The organism is Pectinatus haikarae (genome assembly GCF_015732185.1).
Lineage (GTDB): Bacteria > Bacillota > Negativicutes > Selenomonadales > Selenomonadaceae > Pectinatus > Pectinatus haikarae.
The window spans coordinates 502,930-525,854 of sequence record NZ_WIQM01000008.1 but is presented as its reverse complement, the minus strand read 5'-3'; the positions used below and the strand labels follow the sequence as shown (position 1 = coordinate 525,854).

At 42.1% G+C, this 22,925-nt stretch carries 21 protein-coding genes and 2 other annotated features (1 of these 23 running past the window's edge); of the genes, 15 read left to right on the top strand and 6 right to left on the bottom strand.

Features of this window, described 5'->3' with window-relative positions; translation table 11 throughout:
- Positions 1-4 precede the first annotated feature (4 nt).
- The 15 genes from I6758_RS06685 (at position 5) to I6758_RS06620 (ending at position 14,717) form a co-directional block, all read left to right on the top strand.
- Entirely contained in the window at positions 5-1,351 is a 1,347-nt protein-coding gene (locus I6758_RS06685) for an amino acid permease (RefSeq protein ID WP_231038538.1), read from the top strand.
- A gap of 180 nt (positions 1,352-1,531) precedes the next feature.
- The gene (locus I6758_RS06680) at positions 1,532-2,311 is read left to right on the top strand and encodes a polysaccharide deacetylase family protein (RefSeq protein WP_196604408.1); all 780 of its coding nucleotides are present in this window, start codon (positions 1,532-1,534) and stop codon (positions 2,309-2,311) included.
- Positions 2,312-2,500: 189 nt separating this feature from the next.
- On the top strand, positions 2,501-4,915 hold the full coding sequence (gyrA, locus tag I6758_RS06675) for a DNA gyrase subunit A (RefSeq protein WP_307225387.1): 2,415 nt from the start codon (positions 2,501-2,503) through the stop codon (positions 4,913-4,915).
- 205 nt (positions 4,916-5,120) lie between these two features.
- Positions 5,121-6,116, top strand: a complete 996-nt coding sequence (gene cbiM / locus I6758_RS06670; RefSeq protein ID WP_196604407.1) for a cobalt transporter CbiM — start codon at positions 5,121-5,123, stop codon at positions 6,114-6,116.
- Positions 6,094-6,936, top strand: coding sequence for an energy-coupling factor transporter transmembrane component T (locus I6758_RS06665; protein WP_196604406.1), 843 nt, complete (start codon positions 6,094-6,096; stop codon positions 6,934-6,936). Before cbiM ends, I6758_RS06665 begins: the two co-directional genes overlap by 23 nt.
- Complete coding sequence (locus I6758_RS06660) at positions 6,933-7,607, top strand: energy-coupling factor ABC transporter ATP-binding protein (protein ID WP_196604405.1); 675 nt, start codon at positions 6,933-6,935, stop codon at positions 7,605-7,607. Before I6758_RS06665 ends, I6758_RS06660 begins: the two co-directional genes overlap by 4 nt.
- 50 nt (positions 7,608-7,657) lie before the next feature.
- On the top strand, positions 7,658-7,873 hold the full coding sequence (locus I6758_RS06655; RefSeq protein WP_196604404.1) for a hypothetical protein: 216 nt from the start codon (positions 7,658-7,660) through the stop codon (positions 7,871-7,873).
- 165 nt (positions 7,874-8,038) lie between these two features.
- Positions 8,039-9,649 (top strand): DcuS/MalK family sensor histidine kinase, encoded by a 1,611-nt coding sequence (dcuS, locus tag I6758_RS06650; RefSeq protein ID WP_196604403.1) that lies wholly within the window; start codon positions 8,039-8,041, stop codon positions 9,647-9,649.
- Positions 9,642-10,352 carry a response regulator gene (locus tag I6758_RS06645; RefSeq protein ID WP_196604402.1) on the top strand — a complete coding sequence of 237 codons (711 nt, stop codon included), beginning with the start codon at positions 9,642-9,644 and terminating at the stop codon, positions 10,350-10,352. The genes dcuS and I6758_RS06645 overlap by 8 nt, the downstream gene beginning before the upstream one ends.
- Before the next feature lie 330 nt (positions 10,353-10,682).
- Positions 10,683-10,940 carry a hypothetical protein gene (locus I6758_RS06640; RefSeq protein WP_196604401.1) on the top strand — a complete coding sequence of 86 codons (258 nt, stop codon included), beginning with the start codon at positions 10,683-10,685 and terminating at the stop codon, positions 10,938-10,940.
- Positions 10,941-10,947: 7 nt separating this feature from the next.
- Entirely contained in the window at positions 10,948-11,337 is a 390-nt protein-coding gene (locus tag I6758_RS06635; RefSeq protein ID WP_196604400.1) for a biotin/lipoyl-containing protein, read from the top strand.
- Between the two features lie 23 nt (positions 11,338-11,360).
- On the top strand, positions 11,361-12,518 hold the full coding sequence (locus I6758_RS06630; protein ID WP_196604399.1) for a sodium ion-translocating decarboxylase subunit beta: 1,158 nt from the start codon (positions 11,361-11,363) through the stop codon (positions 12,516-12,518).
- 12 nt (positions 12,519-12,530) lie between these two features.
- Positions 12,531-12,665, top strand: a complete 135-nt coding sequence (locus I6758_RS15055; protein ID WP_269140332.1) for a hypothetical protein — start codon at positions 12,531-12,533, stop codon at positions 12,663-12,665.
- Between the two features lie 58 nt (positions 12,666-12,723).
- Entirely contained in the window at positions 12,724-14,100 is a 1,377-nt protein-coding gene (locus tag I6758_RS06625; RefSeq protein ID WP_196604398.1) for an SLC13 family permease, read from the top strand.
- Positions 14,101-14,174: 74 nt separating this feature from the next.
- The gene (locus I6758_RS06620) at positions 14,175-14,717 is read left to right on the top strand and encodes a hypothetical protein (RefSeq protein ID WP_196604397.1); all 543 of its coding nucleotides are present in this window, start codon (positions 14,175-14,177) and stop codon (positions 14,715-14,717) included.
- A gap of 116 nt (positions 14,718-14,833) precedes the next feature.
- Here I6758_RS06620 and I6758_RS06615 read toward each other — a convergent pair whose 3' ends face one another.
- From I6758_RS06615 to I6758_RS06590, 6 genes are all read right to left on the bottom strand, one after another.
- A complete protein-coding gene (locus tag I6758_RS06615; RefSeq protein ID WP_196604396.1) occupies positions 14,834-15,553 on the bottom strand; it encodes a phosphatase in 720 nt (239 codons plus the stop codon).
- An 18-nt stretch (positions 15,554-15,571) separates the two neighbouring features.
- A complete protein-coding gene (locus tag I6758_RS06610; protein ID WP_231038570.1) occupies positions 15,572-16,240 on the bottom strand; it encodes a 4'-phosphopantetheinyl transferase family protein in 669 nt (222 codons plus the stop codon).
- The gene (locus tag I6758_RS06605) at positions 16,233-17,066 is read right to left on the bottom strand and encodes an Mrp/NBP35 family ATP-binding protein (RefSeq protein ID WP_196604394.1); all 834 of its coding nucleotides are present in this window, start codon (positions 17,064-17,066) and stop codon (positions 16,233-16,235) included. Before I6758_RS06605 ends, I6758_RS06610 begins: the two co-directional genes overlap by 8 nt.
- Before the next feature lie 411 nt (positions 17,067-17,477).
- Positions 17,478-19,130: a dihydroxy-acid dehydratase gene (gene ilvD / locus I6758_RS06600; RefSeq protein WP_196604393.1), complete on the bottom strand. Its 1,653-nt coding sequence runs from the start codon at positions 19,128-19,130 to the stop codon at positions 17,478-17,480.
- A gap of 56 nt (positions 19,131-19,186) precedes the next feature.
- On the bottom strand, positions 19,187-20,164 hold the full coding sequence (locus I6758_RS06595; RefSeq protein WP_196604500.1) for a bile acid:sodium symporter family protein: 978 nt from the start codon (positions 20,162-20,164) through the stop codon (positions 19,187-19,189).
- A gap of 105 nt (positions 20,165-20,269) precedes the next feature.
- Positions 20,270-20,505, bottom strand: a binding site (T-box leader).
- A gap of 243 nt (positions 20,506-20,748) precedes the next feature.
- Complete coding sequence (locus tag I6758_RS06590; protein ID WP_196604499.1) at positions 20,749-22,407, bottom strand: 2-isopropylmalate synthase; 1,659 nt, start codon at positions 22,405-22,407, stop codon at positions 20,749-20,751.
- A 255-nt stretch (positions 22,408-22,662) separates the two neighbouring features.
- Positions 22,663-22,925, bottom strand: a binding site (T-box leader) (it continues 3 nt past the right edge of the window).

Below are 22,925 nucleotides of genomic sequence, written 5' to 3'. Positions count from 1 at the left end.
CAGTTTGGAAAAAAATAAAAATTTGCAGCGCAGTCTAAAAGATCGCCATATCCAAATGATAGCGCTTGGCTGTGCCATCGGTACAGGTCTGTTTTATGGATCTGCCAGTACAATTCAGCTGGTAGGTCCCGCTGTCATGCTCTCATATTTGATAGGCGGTGTATTCATCTATTTAGTTGTCAGAGCCTTGGGTGAAATGTCAGTCCACAATCCTGTTTCAGGTTCATTCAGTGCATATGCTTATGATTATTGGGGAGAATTTCCCGGCTTCCTGTCAGGATGGAACTACTGGTTCAATTATGTGGCGGTATCTATGGTTGAAGTATCCGTTGTCGGCATTTATATGCAATATTGGTTTCCTGGTCTGCCGGCTTGGATTGCGGGACTGGCCTTGTTCCTTCTTGTAAATGCCATAAATCTCATGGATGTCCGCTCATTCGGTGAAATAGAATTTTGGGGAGCTTTGATAAAAGTAACTGCTATCTTACTTATGATAATCTTTGGACTGCTTATGATTTTCGTCGGTATAGGCGCTTCTGCTCCTGTGGGTCTGGATAATCTGCTTAATAACGGCGGTTTTTTCCCTAAAGGGATCATCGGAATGATGTTGTCCTTTGTCGTGGTGACTTTTTCTTTTGGCGGAACCGAGCTTATAGGAATAACGGCAGGTGAAGCAGAAAATCCGAAAGAAACTATACCTAAAGCGATAAATCTGATCATCGGGCGAATTCTTTTGTTTTACGTAGGCTCAATGTTCGTACTTGTCACCTTGTATCCCTGGGACAAAGTCGGCATGAATGGCAGCCCGTTTGTCCAAATCTTTTCGGCCATAGGCTTTCCGTCTGCAGCATCTGTATTGAATATCATTGTTTTGACCGGGGTATTTTCCGCCTATAACAGCTGCCTGTACAGTAACGCACGTATGCTTCACGGGCTTGCCTCGCAGCATAATGCACCGTCGTTTCTGGGAAAGCTTTCCAAAAACGGTGTTCCCCGAGCGGCTGTTCTCTTCTCTTCTTTTTTTGTCGGCATTGTTGTCATAATCACTTATGCCGCGCCAAAGGAAGTTTTTAATTACGTGATGTCCATTGCAACTACTGCTGCTTTGATGAATTGGATAATGATTTTATATACACAGATAAAATTTCGGCAGAAAATAGGATCTGACGCCAAAAATTTATCATATAAGATGCCCTGGTGTCCCATATTAAACTATATCGGCATAATTTATTTTCTGTCCATCGGTGTAACCATGGCAATAATGCCTGACTATCGATCAGCCATTTATTTATGTCCTATATGGATATTGATCATTTACACTGGCTACAGATTGAAAAAGACCAGAAGTTGAGCTTCTGGTCTTTTTCATCCGGACCCGCATCACAATATAGTACCTCAGTCCATATTCTCTGAAATAAACACAAAATTCAAGTATGCCTGTTTTACCGAAAAATTTTTATCTGTCATAAAAATTTCATATTATGCATGTATTCTGTAACTATACTTTATAATGAGGAGAATTTAGTATCAGATGCTGAAAAACAAAAAAATATATATAGCACTGCTTTTTCTTTTGATATGCGGAGCTTTCGCCGTCAAAATAATTAATAAAAGAGAAATTCCCGTATTGAATTATCATGAAATAGATGACGACAAGCATACAGCACTGGCTTTAAGCACCTATGAATTCAAGGCCCAGATGAGATATCTCAAGGATAATAATTACAATGCGATCACGCTTGATCAACTGCTTGATTATATGCAGGAAGGGAAACCACTTCCTGAAAAACCTGTAGTAATCACCCTTGATGATGGTTATGAGGACAATTATACGAACGCATATCCCATATTAAAACAATATGGTCTCACCGCTACCATTTTTTTAATTTCTCATTATATCAATTGGCCGAATTATCTTACATGGAAAGAAATTGACACGATGAAAGATAATGATATCGTGTTTGAGGGCCATACATATGACCATCCGAATCTGAGCCAGATAAAAGACGATAATGAATTGAAAAAGCAGCTGCTGGATTCCAAAATCGCTTTGCAGGAACATTTGGGATACCAAATAAAATATCTTGCATATCCATGCGGAGACTACAATCAGCATGTGATTTCGCAGGTTAAAAAATACGGCTATCGTGCTGCCTTTACAGTCAATCTGGGTGATGATGCCGCAAATGACAACTTATATACTTTAAACAGAGTACCTATTTTTCAAATGTATCGGCACACGTTTTTCAAATTTTGGCTTAATCTGCATTTTCCTTATCTGATGCGAATGATACAACAGGCGCGCAGTTAATAAATCACGGAATTGGACTTTTAAACCGAAAAATGTTAATATATAGCTATATATCTATGCTTTCAGGCGGTTTTATGCCGCTTATTATATATTTGAGGTGAGAAAGTGGCAGACGATTTTGATAAAAAGGACGATGCTCAAAATTCCGGGCAGAACGGTTCGTGGAAGCTTGGCAATTTAGGCAAGGTCGTGCCGGTCAAGCTGGAAGAGGAAATGAAGAATTCTTATATTGATTACGCAATGAGCGTCATTGTTATGAGAGCTCTGCCGGATGTCCGCGACGGGCTGAAACCTGTGCATCGCCGTATACTGTATGCAATGCAGGAAGCAGGAATGGCATCGAACAAGCCATATAAAAAATCAGCACGTATCGTCGGGGAAGTTTTAGGTAAGTATCATCCTCACGGGGATACTTCCGTATATGACACTATAGTGCGTATGGCACAAAGCTTCTCTTACCGTCATATGCTTGCCGATGGTCACGGAAATTTTGGTTCTGTCGACGGTGACTCGGCCGCGGCAATGCGTTATACAGAAGTGCGTATGTCCAAGATTGCGGAAATAATGCTTTCCGACATAGATAAAGACACTGTGGAATTTATGCCTAACTATGATGAATCTTTAAAGGAACCGACTGTGTTGCCGGCAAAAATGCCGAATCTTCTGGTCAACGGTTCTGCAGGCATAGCGGTAGGTATGGCAACAAATATTCCGCCGCATAATCTGGGCGAAGTTATTGACGGCATTTTGATGATGATCGATAATCCTGAAGTCACGATAGCCGAATTAATGACAGCCATAAAAGGACCCGATTTCCCGACCGGGGGGCTTATTATGGGCAGGGAAGGTATTCTTTCGGCATATACTACCGGCCGTGGTGCTGTGAAAATGAGAGCCTGTGCACACGTAGAAGAAAAAGCAAACGGCAGATCGCGCATTGTCGTTACTGAACTGCCTTATCAGGTAAATAAAGCCCGTTTAGTGGAAAAAATAGCACAGCTTGTCCGTGACAAGACTATTGAAGGTATTACCGGGCTGAATGATGAATCTGACCGCAAAGGCATGAGTGTCGTGATAGATTTGCGCAGAGATGTCAATCCTGATGTTATTTTAAATCAACTCTACCAGCATACTCAGCTGCAGGACACTTTTGGCGTGATCATGCTTGCCTTAGTTGACGGGCAGCCGCGAATTCTGACACTGCCGCAAATGCTCAGTTATTATATCAAGCATCAGGAAGATGTCGTAACACGCCGCACCAGATATGACCTTGACAAGGCCAAGGCACGCGCACATATTCTGGAAGGACTCACCATTGCTCTTGAAAATCTGGATGCAGTCATTGCCGCAATCAGAGGTTCACGCACAGCAGACATCGCCAAAGAGGCTTTGACTACAGGCTACGGGCTGACTGACAAACAGGCTCAGGCAATTTTAGATCTGCGTCTGCAGCGTTTAACGGGCTTGGAACAGGAAAAAATTGAAAGTGAATACCAACAAGTTTTACAGACAATCAAGGATCTGGCAGATATTCTGACTGATGAAAAAAGGATACTTGAAATAATAAAAGAAGAACTTACGGAAGTAAAAAGAAAATTCAATGATGACAGACGTACACAGATAACGCAGGATACATCTGCGCTCAATATAGCAGATCTGATCGATGAAGAAGACATCGTAGTGACAATGACGCACAACAACTATGTAAAACGCCAGCCGGTCGGTGTTTACAGAAGTCAAAAGCGCGGCGGGCGCGGTATCACCGGAATGGGTACTAAAGAAGAAGACTTTGTGGAAAATATGATAATTACCACCACCCATAAAACAATTCTTTTCTTCACAAATCGCGGACGCGTCTATCAGCTGATCGGCTACGAGATCCCCGAATCGGGCCGTACGGCAAAAGGAACCGCCGTCATTAATCTTCTGCCTGTGGAACCTGGTGAAAAAATTACTGCCGTAATCCCGATCGACAAATTTGACGACAGCAAGTACCTTTTCATGACCACCAAAAAAGGTGTAGTGAAAAAAACCGCTTTGCATGAATACGATACCGCACGCAAAAAGACAGGCCTTATCGCACTGTCACTTGATGACGATGATGATCTGATTGCTGTAAAGCTCACCGATGGTGACAGACAGGTGATCATCGGCACAAAGAAAGGTCTGGCAATCTCTTTTAAGGAAAGTGATGTACGCTCAATGGGCCGCAACACAAGAGGTGTCAGAGGGATTTTACTACGTAACGGAGATGCTGTGGTCGGCATGGATAACCTGCACAGCGGCTTGACTGTACTCACCGCAACACAAAATGGTTTTGGCAAGCGCACTTCTGTCGACGAATACCGCAGTCAGACACGTGGCGGCAAGGGTATAATAAATATCAAAGTCACACCGAAAACCGGTGAAGTAGTCGGTATAAAAGTTGTCAGCGAAGATCAGGAATTTATGCTTATCACTACTGATGGTATTGTAATCCGATCCGACATCAGCGGCATTTCCATTATCAGCCGCAACACCCAAGGTGTAAAGCTTATGAAAACGGAAATAAATGACATTGTCGCCGCTATGGCCGTCTTTGACCGCGACGATACCGAAGAATAAATTTCCAAAAATCAACTGCATAGTATTTATGGTCATTTTAAATATATTTTCTGATGTTAGCATATATCTCTATCCCCTATCCCCCCACCATATGATATGGTGAAAGCTTTCAATAAAAAAGCCTGCCACTGCATCCCCTGGGGCAGGCTTTTTTATTGCGCGGCATGATGTTATAATGGACAAATTATAACAAGGGGGGCATTTTATGCATATTCCAGATAATTATTTGAGTCCGTCAACCTGCGCTGTGTTTGCGGCAGCAATGGTTCCCATTTGGTATTATTCATTAAAAAAAATAAAAGAAGATCTGCCCAAAGACAAAATTCCGCTCATCGGTGTGGGAGCAGCCTTTTCTTTTCTGCTGATGATGTTTAATCTTCCTATTCCCGGAGGTACTACTGCCCATGCTGTCGGCGGAACACTTATAGCCGTTTTGCTGGGACCTTATACCGCCTGTATAGCCATAAGTGTAGCCTTGCTTATACAAGCAGTTATTTTCGGCGACGGCGGTATTTTAGCATTTGGTGCAAATTCTTTTAATATGGCATTTGTCTTACCGTTCACCGGTTATTATATATTCAGGCTCATAAAGAAAATATGGCCATCACCGCTTGGCAAAAAAGCAGCCATATTTATCGGGGCATATGCCGGCATTAATATGGCTGCCTTTATCGCTGCTATTGAATTTGGCCTGCAGCCTTTACTTTTTGCTGACAGTATGGGCCATGCGTTATATTCACCATACCCCCTGTCAGTTGCAATACCGGCTATGGTGCTCCCGCATATTCTGATCGCGGGAATAGCGGAGGCTGTTTTTACCATAGCTATTTACGAATTTATTCTCAAGGTATCGCCGGGCATGGTCTACAGTGATCAAAAAACGAAACTTAACCCTGTTTTTGCTCTTATAGTGACCCTTATCGTACTTTCACCGCTTGGCCTTCTGGCAGACGGCACGGCATGGGGAGAATGGGGCGCCGATGAAATAGCCGCCGATACCTCTTTTGGTACAACATTAGGCTATATTCCGGATAAGATGATCAACGGTTTTAATTATGAAGCATTTTTCCCTGATTATACCGTAACCGGGATGCCGGATCTTGCCGGTTATATATTGTCAGCTGTCATTGGATCAGCCGCACTGATAATAATATTCAAGCTTTTGGGAAATATAAAAGGTGGAGCAAATAAAACAGCATAAATTTTTACTGCCGGAAAAAAATAACAAACTCCCGGTATGGCTCACGCAAAACGATAATTATAACCCCTGCCGGGATCGGGACCATTTTATAGACAAGACGCTGTTAGCATTGACAGGTAAGCTTACTTTGCTGAAAAATCAACCAGCTATGGCAACGGACAGCTTTTTCAGCGCATCATTCAAGCTGATCTGCACCATCGTCTTGATATTGTTAATTTCACTGTCACACCGCTTAATGTTCCCGCTTATAGTCCTGGCCGTCTTTTTAACATATCTTGCCTGCCTGGACAGCAGACGTATCTCGTCAATTTTGAAACCAGTTTCAGCGGCAATGTTTTTTTCATTATGCATTGTATTGCCGGCATTTATCAGCGGACAGCAAAATACGCTCATGCTGCCGCTGAAAGTTTTCCTGACAACTATGTCCGCCGCTTTTTTAGCTCAGAGAACGGCCTTTTCAGCACTGACAAAAGCATTAGGCGGGTTGCATGTTCCGGGCTTATTTATAATGGTGCTTGATCTTACTTTAAAATATATTATTTTATTAGGAAATACAGCTGCTGATCTGCTTATTGCGCTCAGACTGCGTTCAATAGGAAAAAATGACCGAAAATATAAAAGCATGGGCAGTATAATGGGAATGGTCTTTTTAAAAGCCAATGAATATTCTATAGATACGCATAACGCTATGCTGTGCAGATGCTTTACAGGTGATTATCATGTATCGCAGAAGCATCGGCTGGAATCGCGGTATTTTATTTATATGGCAATTATATTGACAATGATCGTTGTGTTTTTATATGCAGAGGAGTATTTATGAATACGCTGGTGGAACTATCTTCAGTCAGTTATAAATATGATAATATCATAGCACTTGAAAATATCTCGCTCACAATAAAAGAGGGAGAATTGATCTTGCTGACGGGACCCAACGGCTGCGGCAAATCAACGTTATTTAAGCTGCTCAATGGACTTGTTTTTCCTTCTTCCGGAAAATATTTTTTTGCGGGTCAGGAAATTACCCCAAAATTACTAAAAGATAATTTGTCCGCCAAAAAATTTCATCAGCAAATAGGGTACGTATTTCAAAATCCTGATTTGCAGCTTTTTAACCCTACTGTTTACGATGAAATAGCTTTCGGTCCGAGACAGATGCAATTTGACGAAGACAAGATCAGGGAAAGAACTGACTCACTGCTTTGTTTTTTACATATAGAACATTTGCGCGACAGAGTACCTTATCATCTTAGCGGCGGTGAGAAGAAAAAAGTTTCCATTGCCGCTGTTTTAGCTCTCAATCCAGATATCATAATGATGGATGAACCGCTGAATGGTCTTGATAAAAAAGCGAGAAAATGGGTAGAGAACTTTATAATTGATTTTTCAGCAGCCGGAAAAACAATGCTCATAGCCAGTCATGAAGAAGAAATATTCACTATGCAAAATCGCAGAACAGTACAGCTTGACGAAAATCATCAATTAGTTTTATAATATATTTTCAGGTTACAGAAAAATATATCATATGAAGGGAACGTGAAAGCATGGAAAGAGTTTTAAAATATGCGGCGGTTCAGCCGCATCCGGGGTTTATTCCGGAAAAAGCTCGGCGCATTCAGCAAAGAGCTGAAGAGCTGCTTAATATGCAGACATTTTCCTGCACAGCAAGTGAGCTGCATCCCGCAAAACCGGCATTGGCCTATTCTGATACGGGAAAACTGCAAAAATTTATAACCTGGTATAAAAATAGAAATAGCTGAATCTAAAATTCCCCCCTACAGATTTTTTTAGGGGGATTTTTTTTATTTAAGGATTTAATATTAAATGATAAACACTCAGAAACAGTATATGTTTATTTTGATAGGAAATTATTTGTAAATATAGAATATTAATATAATAAAAAATCATGAGAGGGAGCATATAATATGCGGAAGAGAAAAAGCCTCATGAGCCTGCAAATGACAATAGCTGTTTTCGCCTGCATGATAGTAGCGGCCGCGCTGATGTTTACTGATCTCATGATCGGTAATAATTTATCTGAGCGGGCAGAAAATGACGCCAAAGAGGAATCTCTGGAAATAGCCCGTGTCGTGGCCAATACACCACTGATAATTGCTGCACTAAATGGCAGCGAAGATCAAAATGACATTCAGCCATTCATTGAAAAAATTTTGCAGGTAAGCAATGTACGCTTTATCACAGTGCTCGATATGCACCGCATCAGAAAATCACATCCCAACAGAGAAATGATAAATACCTATTATGAGGAAAATGATATAGCTCCATCATTAGAAGGAAAAGAAACTGTTTCTGTCAATAAGGGGTCTCTGGGCACTTCTTTACGGGTATTTGTTCCTGTATTTACTGCTGATCAGCGGCAGGTAGGCGCAGTAATGGTAGGGATAATGATCGAGCATGTGCAAGAAGAGATCGCAAACAGCAGAGCCGGTATTTATGCGGGAGTGGGCGTCGGTATGTTGGTCGGGATACTTGGTTCTCTGGTTCTAGCCAGAAAAATCAAGAAAATTTTGTTTGGGTTGGAGCCTGAAGAGATCGCAAAACTATATGAAGAACGCAGTGCAATGCTCCATTCGGTGAGGGAAGGCATCTTAGCGGTTGATAAAGATTCATATGTAACAATGGTAAATGATGAAGCACTGAGACTGTTTGGTCAAGCCGGTATTTACGGTGAACCAGAAGGCTTAAAGGTAGATGAATATATTCCGAATACAAGGCTGCAGAATGTTCTCGATACGGGAAATGCCGAATTGGATCAGGAACAAGATATCAATGGCATTATCATTTTGACCAATCGTGTACCGGTAATAGTAAACAATCGAATTGTCGGCGCTATCGCTACCTTTCGCGATAAAACAGAAATGAAAAATATGGCTGAAAAGATAATAGGTGTCAGTATTTATGCTGAAGCACTCCGGGCACAAACACATGAATTCATGAATAAACTGCATGTCATTCAGGGAATGGTATGTATGAAATATTATGATCAATTGAGCCATTATATAAATGAGGTAGCAAAAAATTATCAGTCTGAAGTCGGTGCGGTTATCCGCAAAATAAGAGATCCTGTATTGGCCGGCTTTATCTTTGGCAAGCTCAGTATGGCAAGAGCAGCCGGAGTAACAATGACGATCAAGCAGGACAGCTTTTTACCGGAGGCCGCCGAAGATGAAGCAGTTCATGAATTGATCACGATTATAGGCAACTTATTGAATAACGCTTTGGAAGCATTGAAGGATTCTTCCATAAAGGAAATAAAGCTGGGAATTTTTTGGGAAAATGATATTTTGACCGTAGAAGTCAATGATACAGGACCCGGAATAGAAAAGGAAAGACAGGCAGACATATTTTTACGAGGTTATTCCACAAAAGGCCTTGAAAGAGGTATGGGGCTTTTTTTGGTAAAACAGAATCTGGAACGATTGGGCGGACAGATAGCGGTAATTTCTGAAAAAGGAAACGGTACATTATTCCGTGTGATCGTTCCTTACTGGAGCAAGGAGGAAAATTTTGATTAAAGTTATGATAGTGGAAGATGACCCTATGGTCGCGGAAATCAATCGCCGTTATGTGGAAATGGTCGGCGGATTCAGCGTGATGGCGATGGCTCATTGCTCAGATGAAGCATTTTCCTTATTGCGGAAAGATGAATTTGATCTTATTCTGCTTGATATTTTTATGCCTGGAATGAATGGCATTGAATTGTTAATGCGCCTGAGACGAATAGGCAAAGGTGCTGATGTTATTATTATTTCTGCGGCATGTGACAGACAGAACATAAAAAAAGCTCTTCAATTCGGGGCTGTGGATTATATAATAAAACCTTTTGAATTTGAAAGATTGAATACAGCACTTTTAGCATACAAAGGATTAGCAGGATTAATGGACGGCCAGGATCACCTCAGTCAGGCTGAATTGGACAAATGTATATTACGCAAAAAGGAACCTGTGTCAGCGCATTTGCCGAAGGGGATTGATAAGAATACATTGAAAAAAGTGTGCGATCAGATAAATACATTGGATCAAAAACTTTTTTCCACAGAAGAAATGGCCGGGTACATAGGCATTTCCAGAGTGTCCATGAGAAAATATTTAGAATTTCTCAGACAAAAAAACTTCTTGAAGCTGGAATTGATCTACGGAGCGGTGGGCAGACCCGTATACAAATACCGCTGTAATAGTGCTGAAAGCAAAATCATCAGGCAATACCTGGATCAATAGGTAATTGACCGGCAGCGGCCAACATATTTATCCGATGATTTAGTCGCTCTACTACTATTGAGGCGGCGTCAAAATGCCATCTGAATTAAGTCTCCATTTATATCTGAAAATGCTTTCTTAAAGCTGTTTCCCATAAGCTGGATTTTATCTTAACTTATGGGGAACAGCTTATTTATGTTCGATCTTATCGATTCATTCTTTAGATTACTTTAGTTACATAACCTTTTTTAAAATTACATAAACTGGATATTTACATGATTATTCCGTATTATATCATTAATCAAATAATTATACAGCTGTACTTCTTTATTCCAGCAGGGAGGTGTGAAAATGGGATTATTTTCATTTCTTTTTGGCTTTAAAAAACCAAAAAAAACAGAAAAATTTTTTAAGCCAGAGGACTCTGTACCAGTGAACAGAATATCTCCGAATGTTGTAGCTGCCATCACTGCGGTCATTTATACAGTGATGAGGGAAAGAAACCCTAACGGATATTTTAAAATCACACATATCAGCAAAATATGGACTGCAGCAGGTCGGGAAAATCTTGCAAACTCCGGTGATTTATCGGCAAAAAAGAAAAGGTGATTTATTTATGGATGATATATATCTAAAAATCACTGTAAACGGTCTGCCCTATGCCGTGAAAATCGAAGAAATGGTTTATGGAAAAAATACCGTTAAAAAAGATATTCCCCCAAAAAAGGAGGTTATATATTCAGAAAAAAAACCTGTACCGGTAAAAGCCAGTGACACAATCATCAAAGCATGTGTCCAGGGCATATTGATCTCGATAATGAAAAGGGAAGGAGATAATGTGCGAGAGGGAGATTTGCTGCTGACAATTAAAACTATGAAAGAGAGAAAAGAAATTGCTGTTCCTGTTGACGGACGAATAAAAATGATCACCGGCAGTATCGGCGATAAGATAATTTGGCATCAGGTATTGGCAATAATAGGTACTGAAGAGGAAGAGTATTTATAGAGAAAATATGAGGAGGAATAATAATGGAATCTTTATTCTTGCAATATCCATGGCTGGATGAACTTTTAATGGGATTTATCGGATTGAGCTGGAAAAATATTGTTATGTGGGGAATAAGTGCTGTCCTTATTTATCTTGCCGTGAAAAAGGACTATGAGCCTGCACTTTTGCTGCCGATAGGGTTTGGCGCATTATTAGCAAATATTCCCCATTCTTCAGCCATTTCCCAGGTTGTCGGAGAAGAAGGTTTTTTATGGGTCTTATATAAAGCGGGCATTTCCAATGAATTGTTTCCCGTGCTGATTTTTATTGCTATAGGCGCTATGTGTGATTTTACACCTCTTATTCGCCGCCCTTCTGTCATGCTGTTTGCAGCGGCAGCTCAGTTCGGTATTTTTGCCACAGCTGTTTTTGCGACAATGCTGGGATTTTCTTTTGAGCAGGCAGCATCTATAGGTATCATCGGTGCTGCCGACGGCCCCACAACAATTTATGTGGCAAGCAGATTTGCCCAGGACCTGCTTGGACCTCTGTCCGTGGCGGCTTACTCCTATATGTCACTGGTACCTGTAATACAGCCGCCGGTGATCAAGGCTATCACCACTAAAGCCGAACGCAGAATAAAAATGGGTTATGAAAATGAAGAACCTGTTTCAAAAACGACGTTATTTCTGTTTCCTGTGATGGTCGTCATTATTTCCGGTATAGTCGCACCGATTTCTGTGGCCCTTATAGGCAGTCTGATGTTTGGAAACTTATTGAGAGTATGCGGCGTAGTGGACAATCTTTCAAATTGTGCGCAAAATGAACTGGCAAACTTAGTGACCCTTCTGCTTGGCATTACAATAGGCGGCACAATGTCTGCCGAATCTTTCCTGACATCTCAGGTTGCAATGATCATGCTTTTGGGCGCCATTGCCTTTGTATTTGATACAGCAGGCGGTGTTCTTTTCGCCAAGATCCTGAATTTATTCAGCAAGAAAAAAATAAATCCAATGATAGGTGCATGCGGCATATCGGCTTTTCCCATGTCCGGCAGAGTAATAGCCAAGATGGCCCTGAAAGAAGATCCGTCGAATTTTATAATTCAGCATGCTATAGGTGTAAATGTGGCCGGCCAAGTGGCTTCGGTAGTAGCAGGAGGCCTGGTGCTGGCGCTCATTCCGGCACTCGCCAAATAAGGAGGAAATAAAATGGACGCAACAGTAATGAAAGCTCTCACGATGATGTTGATCGCTCTGCCGACAATGTTCTTTGTCATAGCGGTTTTTATAGCCGCCACAAAACTGCTGCACAAAACATTCCCCGGCTCACAAGAGGATGAATAGACTGGCAATACAAAAATCATATCTGTATTAAAAAATAATAATGCAAGGAGGGAGTCATATGTTTGAAATGTCTGCTGCAGCTGTTGCTTCGCTGGTTGGTGTTGTTGTTGTAGTCGGAATATCCATGTACAATGAAGATATAAATGTCGGCATTATAGCAATTGCCTTTGCAATCGGAGTAGGTGCATTATTTGCAAACTTATCGGCGGTGGATATCATGCGGGCATGGCCGATAGACCTGTTTATGGTTTTGACAGGAGTTACTTTTCTTTTTGGTATAGCGACGACAAACGGAACAATGGAAAAATTGACGGCAAATGCTATCAGACTGGCGAAGGGAAACACTGCATTAATTCCCTTTATAATTTTTATGCTGATCACAATAATAACCACTATCGGTCCCGGTAACATAGCTACAGTAACACTTATGGCACCGGTGGTCATGGCTATCGCCAGCCGTATAGGCATGAGCGCCTTTCTGATGACACTGCTTGTTGTCGGTGCGGCAAACGGCGCGGCCTTTTCACCTATTTCACCGACGGGAATCATTGCCAATTCTTTAGTAGCAAAAATGGTGCCGCAGTTGGAAGCTCTGGGGCAGCATGTGGGGGATCTGAATATTTTAGCCTGGAGAATTCATTTGAATTCTGAAATTGCACAGCTTGCCGGCAATATAGGCGGTTTTTTACTGCTGGGAGGCTGGTCTTGGATAAAAAATCAACGTCATTCCACTTTGAGTATCGATGATATTGCGCCGAAGCCGGAACCCCTGAATAAAAATCAATGGCTGACAATAGCCTGTATAGGCATACTGGTACTGCTCGTTATTCTGCCAAGTCTTTCTATTACGAAAGATTTTTTCCCGCACGAAATCATGAATCTTATCGGTACGGGAAAAACGGCGAATGTCGGAGCTATAGCCTTCTTATTATCAAGTGTTTTACTTATTGCCAATGCTGGCGACAGTAAGGCAGCCGTTGAGTCAATACCATGGACTGTCATCATCATGGTCGGCGGTATGGGCGTTTTGATAGATGTTATGGACAAAGCAGGCGGGCTTAATGCCCTTGTTGGATTGATTGCCTCAATATCAAATCCTGTAAGCGTCAACGGAATATTGGCTCTGGTAACAGGTGTAATCTCTGCTTATTCAAGCTCATCAGGTGTTGTCATGCCTATGTTCCTACCGTTGGTGCCGGGATTGATCGATCAGCTTGGCGGCGGCAACGCTTTATCAATGATTTCATCTATCAATGTTGGTTCACACATGGTGGATACATCGCCGCTGTCCCTGTTTGGCGCTATCTGTATTGCGTGCGCCGATGACAAAGAGGACAAAGGAAAATTATTTCGCCGCTTGCTTATATGGGGATTTTCAATGTCAGTTGTTGGCGCGATACTCTGCTATATATTTTTTGGGCTGCTCGGTTTATGAACTGTCAGCGGCAAAACAACGCATCATCTACAGGATTCAGTTTTGAATGATTTGCTTTGCGGAGGTGAAACATTATGGAAAAAATAAGCACAGAAACTATTGTAATGAAAAAAAATATGCTGATCATGTTTGCAAGTATAATTTTTTTCACTTTCCTCTTGGCTTTGGATATTATCAAATTCTGGAAGCTGCACATATTTAGTACGACCGGTATTGCCGTAGATATAGGATTTCTTGTTGTCCTATTTAGTCGGATACAGGCAAAATATACCTGCTGTCTTAGTGAAAAACTGTTGATTTTTCAGTGTACTGGTTTATTGGGAAAAAAGAGTTGCAGTATCCCCCTGGCTTCCATCATGGGAGTTTATCATTATCAGCCTGAGCTGGTGGGAATTATGCGTTTCAGACACAGCAGCAGATTTCATTCGGCACTCGACGGCAGAGATGTCTGGACCGTTGCCTATGTGCAAATAAATAAAAAAGGGAAGGAGGAAAACTGCCGCATATTTTTTAAACCCGATGCGTCATTTCTCAAAGAACTGAACCGGCTTCTTCCCGGAAAAGTAACTATGGATAATAAAAAAGTGATTCTTGCCAATATGAGAAAAGCGAATTAATTATACGGCAGAATTCACCGTCCGCAGTTTAAGCAATAAAAAATGTTCCTGTCATTGCATTTTCAGTACAATGACAGGAACTATAAAAAAAGTCATTTCATAAAAGCGTTTACAATCTATCCGCGGACCAGAGAAAATATATGCTTCACTTTATCGACTGAAGTATTAACGACCAGTTCTTCAGGAAAATCGGCCTGTTCCAAGATATCATATATGTACTTGTGATTTCCCACATCTGCATCGATATGAGCATCACTGTCCAGTATGACGGACACTCTGCACTTTTTACACCAAGCCAGCATCAGCAACGCATTTTCTCTTGATTTTATTCGTCCGCTCTGAGGAGCATAGGAGCTGTTATTAAGTTCCAGTAAAACATTATATTGTCTGGCAGCTTTTACTACTGCCTCAAAATCAACAGGATAAGCGCCGTTGTCAGGATGGCCGATTATTTTTATATAGGGGTTTTCCATCGCCTTGATAAGTGCGGTGGTATTTTCTCGCTCACTGCCGGGTGCTATACATTGATCATGCAGGCTTGCTATTGCATAGTCAAGCTTTTTTAATGTATTTTCAGGCATATCAAGGACACCGTTATAATCCATTATATTTACCTCGGCACCCATCATTAATTCAATATTCCCGGGATGACGATCAATAACTTTAAAATTGTGAAAATACATGTCATGGCACGTACCCGGCAACGCAGGTGCGTGTTCTGTTACACCTATCAGATGAAGTTTCCCGCTCTTTCCCGCTGCTATCATTTCGGACAGAGTACTGTAGGCATGACCGCTGACAATGGTATGCATATGCATATCCAGAATATCCTTCATATATATCGCCTCGTATTATTATTTGGCAAAATCGACCCACTGGATTGATCCCGCAGAATAAGCGGCTTTACTGCATACAGCTGCAAAGTAACCGTTGATATCATATTCTGTAAAAGTATATGGCAAAGCGTTCCCGTTTGCGCGGGCAGCAACAGTCTGTTCTGATATATCAATAGAAAAAGAAGAAAGTTCCCTTGCCAGGCTGCTGCCGAGCATTTTTACACAGCTTTCCTTAAATGTCCACAGGCGGAAAAATTCTCTTGATTGTTGGCTCTGTGGTAAGGAAAAGATATAAGCCTGTTCCTCCTGATGAAAAAATCTTTTGATTATATGCGCATTATAACGGACATTTTTTTGAATATCGGCACCGACTTCTTCACTGCCGGCTGCACAAAAAACATAATGGCCGGAGTGAGATAAACTAAAATATATATTATAATCAGACAAAAAAGGCTTGCCATATTCATTATGCCAAAATTTCACCATTCTTCCATTGATTCCGTACTTTTGCAAAGCATGATTCAGCAGAAGACCTGCCCCGACAGACAGGCGGCGGTTCTGGACTGCGGCAGCAGCGGCAGACTTTCTTCTTCTTTCTGCAGACAAACGGAGAAGGCTCGCAGCAAACAATCTTTCATTTTCCAAGCAGCGTATATCCGCCGCATAAACATCGATCGATTCAGGCATTTTGCTCAATATAAGCAGCCAAAAGATTAAGATAATCATTGCTGAATGATTCTATACCATCTTTATCGCATTCGGCGGAAAGTTTTGGATCAAGCGGTATCTGAGCCATTTCCCTGATATTGTAAAAACCAGCCAGTGAAGCTATATTGCTTTCACCGAAAATACTGTGTTTCTCTTTGCAGCTAGGACACTGAAAATAAGCCATATTTTCGACTATTCCCAATACCGGCTTATTCATCATCGCTGCCATTTTTACAGCTTTTTCCACAATCATGGACACCAGATCCTGAGGCGAAGTAACGACAACAAGACCATTGACAGGCAAAGATTGGAATACTGTCAACGGCACATCACCTGTACCCGGAGGCATATCCACAAACATATAATCAAGATCGCCCCATTCCACTTCATTCCAGAACTGTTTTACAACACCGCTTATAACAGGTCCGCGCCAAACAACAGGGTCGGTGTCATTTTCCAGCAGAAGATTCACTGACATAAGCCTTATCCCCGTTTTTGTGATAACGGGCAGAATACTGCCTTCTGCATTGCAGTCAGCCTTATCTGTAATACCAAAGGTTTTTGGAATAGAAGGCCCGGTTATGTCAGCGTCAAGCACACCGACGTTGAATCCCCTTCTTTTCATTATGACTGCCAGCATAGAGGTAACGAGTGTTTTGCCAACGCCGCCCTTACCGCTGACAACGGCTATTACTTTCTTTATATGAGAATTGGCGTTCCCTTTTTCTATAGCAATTTGCGGTGCGCGCTGACCGCAGTCCGAGCTGGAGCAGCTGCCGCATGCATGTGAACATTCTTCACTCATGATATTTCATCCTTTCAAATGCGTATATTATATTTCTATATGAGAGATAATGAATAGTAACCGTTAAATAAAAGGAAATTGAATCAATTGTCTTTTATCGCCTTCATTATATCATAATATGTTGCAATATGCATTGGACTTATATATGCCTGCAGTCTAAGTACAAACAATAAATAATCCTCTTTTATCCGATGACTAACCCGCTCTGATACTCCCGCTTCTGCAAGCGGTGAGTAAAGAACGGCTAAGTCCCCGGATGATTTCGACTACTATTCAGGCGGCGTCAAAACGCCGTCTGAATTACGTCTCCATTTATATCATCAATCAGCTATATAAAAAACCGGGGAAACTCACTATGAGATTTTCCCCGGGTTTTTATTACATTGTATAAGATAAAATGATATTTATATATCAGGCAAGAACTGCACCTGTACTTGCTGAAGTCGTAAGTTTGGCATAGCGTGACAAATAGCCTGTTTTTACTTTTGGCTCTGGTTTTGTCCATGCGGCCTTGCGCTTGTCCATTTCAGCATCATCAATGAGCAGCTCTAATTTACGTCCGGGGATATCAATGCTGATCGTGTCACCATCTTTGACCATGGCTATAGGCCCTCCAGCCATGGCTTCCGGTGATACATGCCCTATACATGCGCCACGTGTAGCCCCGGAAAATCTGCCGTCGGTGATCAGAGCAACCTTCAGCCCCATACCGGTGATAACAGCTGTAGGATTAAGCATTTCACGCATTCCCGGACCACCTTTCGGTCCTTCGTAACGGATGACTACAACATCGCCGTTTTTAATCTTTTTACCGATTATAGCTGCTATGGCGTCCTCTTCCGAATTGAATACTCTTGCTGTTCCTTTATAATGAAGCATATCCTCGGTAACCGCACTTTCCTTGACAACTGCATAGTCCGGTGCCAGATTTCCCTTTAAAATAGCAATACCGCCCGTTTTACGATAAGGAGCATCCACTGTTTTTATGACATCCTGCCGCTTTATGCAAGCATTTTTAATCCTGCTGCCGATAGTGCCGTCAACAGTCAAAGCATCGAGATGAAGAATATTCTTTTTGGCCAATTCATTCATTACGGCGCATATTCCGCCGGCTTCGTTAAGATCCTGCATATGATGCGTGCCGCCCGGGCTCAGCTTCGTTATATATGGCGTATGTGCGCTTATTTCATCAAAGAGCGGTGCCGGCAGCGTAATACCGGCTTCATGTGCGATGGCGGTAATATGCAGCACAGTATTTGATGAACCGCCTATCCCCATATCTACGGTTATGGCATTTTCAAAAGCTTTTTTTGTCATTATATCGCGCGGTTTGATATCTTTTTTCACCAAATCAAGAATGATTTCTCCCGCTCTTTTTGCCAAAAGACGGCGCTGTCCGAAATATGCGGCGGGAACCGTGCCGTTTCCCGGAAGACCCATACCAAGAACCTCTGTCAGGCAATTCATCGTATTTGCTGTAAAAAGACCGGAACAGGAACCGCAGCCGGGACAGGCATCAGCCTCCAGAGAAGCCATTTCGGCAGCATCCATTTTACCCGCGGCAAATTTACCGGCAGCTTCAAAGGTAGTACTGACACTGACGTCCTGCCCATTGTGGCGTCCTGCGAGCATAGGTCCTCCGCTTACGACAACACAGGGGATATTCAGTCTGGCTGCCGCCATCAGCATTCCCGGAACTACTTTATCACAGTTGGGGATCATCACAAGTCCGTCGAAAGCATGTCCGGATGCCACAGCCTCGATGGAATCAGCGATCAATTCACGGCTGGCAAGCGAAAATTTCATTCCCTGGTGTCCCATTGCTATACCGTCACAAACAGCAATTGCAGGAAACTCCACAGGCATGCCGCCGGCCGCCGCAACTCCCAGCTTTGCCGCTTCGGCAATAGTGCGCAAATGAATATGTCCGGGAACGATTTCATTGAATGAATTGACGATGCCGATCATCGGTTTCTTTAAATCCTCCGGACCATACCCCATAGCGTAGAATAATGCTCTGTGTGCTGCACGTTCAGGTCCTTTTTTTGCTAAATCACTTCTCATAAACTTAACTCTCCTTTACAATTCCAAATAATATATATATATTCAGACGATGACGATCATGCGTTAATAGTGTTTTTTCGCGCTTTGGAAATATCCGTTTTTACTTCGTCTTCCGCCTTTGAGGCCAAACGATTTGCCAGCAGTGAGCCGGAAATATTATGCCATACACTGAAAATGGCACCCGGGATCGCCGCTGCTGCACTGAAATGCATAAGAGCCAAGGAAGTTGCCAACCCGCTGTTTTGCATACCGACTTCAAACATAACGGCTTTCTGTTTTGCAAAATCGAAACCGGCGATTCTGGCGGCGCAATAACCGAGTGTATAACCGCATAAGTTATGAATTATTACAATGCCTATGATCAACAGTCCCGTTTGAATGATTTTTTGTGCACTCACAGCAACAACAGCGCCAACTATCAGCATAATAGCCAGTACAGAAATAAGCGGCAGCACTTTCACTGCGTTCTGCACGAATCCGCCGAAAAGCCTGTTGACTACAATACCCAATGCGATAGGTACGACAACTACCTGAAAAATGGACAAAAACATAGCACCGAGAGAAATAGATACCCATGCACCTACAAGATACCACGTAAGCAGCGGAGTAATAAATGGCGCCAAGACCGTCGTGGCAATACCTATGGCCACAGACAGCGCAACGTCCCCCCTCGCAAGAAAAGTCATTACATTCGAAGATGTGCCGCTCGGACAGGTCCCGACCAGAATGACACCGACAGCCAGTTCCGGCGGAAGCCCAAAAGCTTTGGCAAGACCCCAGGCCAGCGCCGGCATTATGGTAAAATGAGCCAGCGAGCCTATAAAAACATCCCGCGGACGCTTAAAAACCAAAGAAAAATCCTCCCAGCGCAGTGTCATCCCCATACCGAACATTACGATTCCTAAAAGATATGTCACATATTGGGCAGCCCATTTAAATGTCCAAGGCTGCAGTAATGCTATAATGGCAATGAGCAGAACAAGCGCTGACATATATTTAGTCATAAAATTGCTGAACAAACTGAAAGCCTTCATTATTATAGTCCCCCTAAAATTATATGGATGATCCAAAAGAACAGAAAAACCGATATCAACTGCCGCTGCGTTTACTTTCCTATACAACAAAATCCGTCCCCCAAAGAAAGGGACGGATTTTTCCGCGATACCACCCTGATTCATTTATCACTGACGATAAATGCACTCACAACGTACTGACATACGCGTTCCCTGTAACGTGGGAAAGACGTCTTTGCTTACTTTTTTCAGCATTGCTTTTCAGAGATGATTTTCTGTAAAAATTCGTTTATCAGCTTGCACCGGCCGCTGACTCTCTGGGAAACGAATGAGCACATACTCTTTCTCTTCATAAAATTTATTGTGGATATATTTTATTGTTCTATAAGCACTAAAATGCTATATCATTCATTCTATTATTTTAAAAATAATTTGTCAAGATGCATTTTTAAATAATTAAAAGAATATGCTCTTAGTTTTATAGTAAACCGCATGTAAAATTGTAATCCGAAAATTATAATAACAAGCAGTATATGATGTCCAATAAAATATGTTATTTGGAAAAATATCCCTTAGAATAAAAATTTAACTGCACAATTTTCCGCTTACAGCAATTTATTGACTGCGCTTATCAGCGCTTTGACTGACGCTGTTATTATGTCAGTATCCATACCTGCACCCCATACATTTTTGCCGTTTTCTCCAGTTATGCCTATATACGCCATTGCCCTTGAACTTGAACCGATCTCCATGGCATGCTCACTGTAGATCAAATTGCTGTAATTGATTTTAAGCTCTTTCTGTAAGGCGTTGCTGACAGCATCAAGCCTGCCGTTGCCTTGCGCAGACAGACATTTTTCATTGCCGTTGATATATAAGTGTACTGTTCCGTTCCGCATTCCATCCGCTGTTTTATTGAGTTTAAAATCAATAAGAGAAAGCGGGGCTTCGATGTTAACGTAAAAATCATGAAATATTTTATAAATTTCATCCGGCAGAAGCTCCTTATGCTTTCGATCCGAAATATCCTTAACACAGTAACCGAAATCCTCGCGCATCTTTTTCGGCATATCAAGACCGTACTTCTGTTCCATTATATAAGCCACGCCGCCTTTACCGGACTGACTATTGATCCGGATAACATCTCCGTCGTATTCCCTGCCGATATCTTTTGGATCTATCAGCAGATAAGGAACCGTCCAATGAGCCGGTTTTTCTTTTTCCCGCCATTTCATTCCCTTGGCTATGGCATCCTGATGTGAACCGGAAAATGCGGCAAAAACAAGACTCCCTGAATAAGGCTGCCGGTCATATACGTGCATGCGTGTCACGCTTTCATACAGATTTATTATTTCCGGCATATTGCTGAAATCAAGCTGCGGATCTATCCCCAGCGCCGCCATATTCATCGCAATGGTGACAATATCGGCATTGCCGGTGCGTTCACCATTGCCGAAAAGCGTACCTTCTATTCTGTCAGCACCCGCCAAAAGTCCCATTTCCGAATCCGCCACACCGGTGCCTCGGTCATTATGCGGATGCAGAGATAAAACTACATTATCACGATATTTAAGATTTTGTGACATATAAGCGATCTGAGCCGCATAAATATGAGGCATGGACATTTGCACAGTAGACGGAAGATTTATGATGGATTTTTTGTCAGCTGTGGGCTGCCATATATCTAAAACAGCATTGCAGACCTCGCAGGCATAATCCACTTCCGTTCCTGTGAAACTTTCGGGAGAGTATTCAAAGCGATAGCTCTGTCCCGCTGCTTCAGTAAGTTCTTTAAGCATTACAGCACCATTGACAGCTATTTTTTTTATATTTTCTCTGGATTTCTTAAAAACTTGTTCCCGCTGAGCCACGGAGGTAGAATTATAAACATGAACAACGGCATTCTTCACACCATCCAATGCCTCAAAAGTCCTCTTTATTATATGCTCGCGTGCCTGTGTCAATACTTGCACTGTGACATCGTCGGGGATAAGGTCTTTTTCGACAAGTGTACGAAGAAATTCATACTCTGTTTCTGAAGCCGCAGGAAAACCTACTTCAATTTCCTTAAATCCAATTTTTAAAAGCATTTTGTAAAATTCTATCTTTTCATCAAGACTCATAGGAATCACAAGTGCCTGATTGCCATCGCGCAAATCAACACTGCACCAGACAGGTGCCTTGCCGGGATGTTCTTTAAAAGCCCAGCTCATATCAATTTGCGGAGGCATAAAATAGTTTTTTGTATACTTTTCGACGTTCATTTTCGACATGATTAGATCCTCCTAAAATATTTCTGAAAAATGCACCGTCTTGTGATTCCAGCAGGAATTTATTACGAAAAATTTCTGATCAACAGGTGCAGACAGGCATTTGAATACACGGATGCTACACCTCTGGCGGGGGTGTATATGCATATGCAAAACAGGCTTGGCTAAAGTTGTGCAGCGATGGTGAGGTTTCGGCTGCACTCTTTGGCAAAAGAAATTTTTACAAATAAAAAAGCCTTTCGTCTCTTTGCAAGAGACGAAAGGCTATGCTTTCGCGGTACCACTCAAATTCACACCGTAAAAAAACGGTATGCACTTTTACAGATACGCATCACTAAAAACGTGATGTTATATCTTTCCGTTTTAACGGCCGGATCCCCGTCTGCACCTACTCTGTATCATTTCAGCCAGCTGCTTCAAGGCGAGTTCATACCTGGTCAGACTATTGCTTTTCACCGCACAGCAACTCTCTGGTAGTTTTTGCAGGTATTACTATTCCTTTGCAACGCATT

What these genes read in the sequence shown, in the direction of transcription:
- I6758_RS06680 (WP_196604408.1), top strand. Translation starts at nt 1,532, where the DNA reads ATGCTGAAAAACAAAAAAATATATATAGCACTGCTTTTTCTTTTGATA.
- cbiM (WP_196604407.1), top strand. Translation starts at nt 5,121, where the DNA reads ATGCATATTCCAGATAATTATTTGAGTCCGTCAACCTGCGCTGTGTTT.
- I6758_RS06660 (WP_196604405.1), top strand. Translation starts at nt 6,933, where the DNA reads ATGAATACGCTGGTGGAACTATCTTCAGTCAGTTATAAATATGATAAT.
- I6758_RS06655 (WP_196604404.1), top strand. Translation starts at nt 7,658, where the DNA reads ATGGAAAGAGTTTTAAAATATGCGGCGGTTCAGCCGCATCCGGGGTTT.
- dcuS (WP_196604403.1), top strand. Translation starts at nt 8,039, where the DNA reads ATGCGGAAGAGAAAAAGCCTCATGAGCCTGCAAATGACAATAGCTGTT.
- I6758_RS06640 (WP_196604401.1), top strand. Translation starts at nt 10,683, where the DNA reads ATGGGATTATTTTCATTTCTTTTTGGCTTTAAAAAACCAAAAAAAACA.
- I6758_RS06635 (WP_196604400.1), top strand. Translation starts at nt 10,948, where the DNA reads ATGGATGATATATATCTAAAAATCACTGTAAACGGTCTGCCCTATGCC.
- I6758_RS06630 (WP_196604399.1), top strand. Translation starts at nt 11,361, where the DNA reads ATGGAATCTTTATTCTTGCAATATCCATGGCTGGATGAACTTTTAATG.
- I6758_RS15055 (WP_269140332.1), top strand. Translation starts at nt 12,531, where the DNA reads ATGGACGCAACAGTAATGAAAGCTCTCACGATGATGTTGATCGCTCTG.
- I6758_RS06625 (WP_196604398.1), top strand. Translation starts at nt 12,724, where the DNA reads ATGTTTGAAATGTCTGCTGCAGCTGTTGCTTCGCTGGTTGGTGTTGTT.
- I6758_RS06620 (WP_196604397.1), top strand. Translation starts at nt 14,175, where the DNA reads ATGGAAAAAATAAGCACAGAAACTATTGTAATGAAAAAAAATATGCTG.
- I6758_RS06615 (WP_196604396.1), bottom strand. Translation starts at nt 15,553, where the DNA reads ATGAAGGATATTCTGGATATGCATATGCATACCATTGTCAGCGGTCAT.
- I6758_RS06610 (WP_231038570.1), bottom strand. Translation starts at nt 16,240, where the DNA reads ATGCCTGAATCGATCGATGTTTATGCGGCGGATATACGCTGCTTGGAA.
- I6758_RS06605 (WP_196604394.1), bottom strand. Translation starts at nt 17,066, where the DNA reads ATGAGTGAAGAATGTTCACATGCATGCGGCAGCTGCTCCAGCTCGGAC.
- ilvD (WP_196604393.1), bottom strand. Translation starts at nt 19,130, where the DNA reads ATGAGAAGTGATTTAGCAAAAAAAGGACCTGAACGTGCAGCACACAGA.
- I6758_RS06595 (WP_196604500.1), bottom strand. Translation starts at nt 20,164, where the DNA reads ATGAAGGCTTTCAGTTTGTTCAGCAATTTTATGACTAAATATATGTCA.
- I6758_RS06590 (WP_196604499.1), bottom strand. Translation starts at nt 22,407, where the DNA reads ATGAACGTCGAAAAGTATACAAAAAACTATTTTATGCCTCCGCAAATT.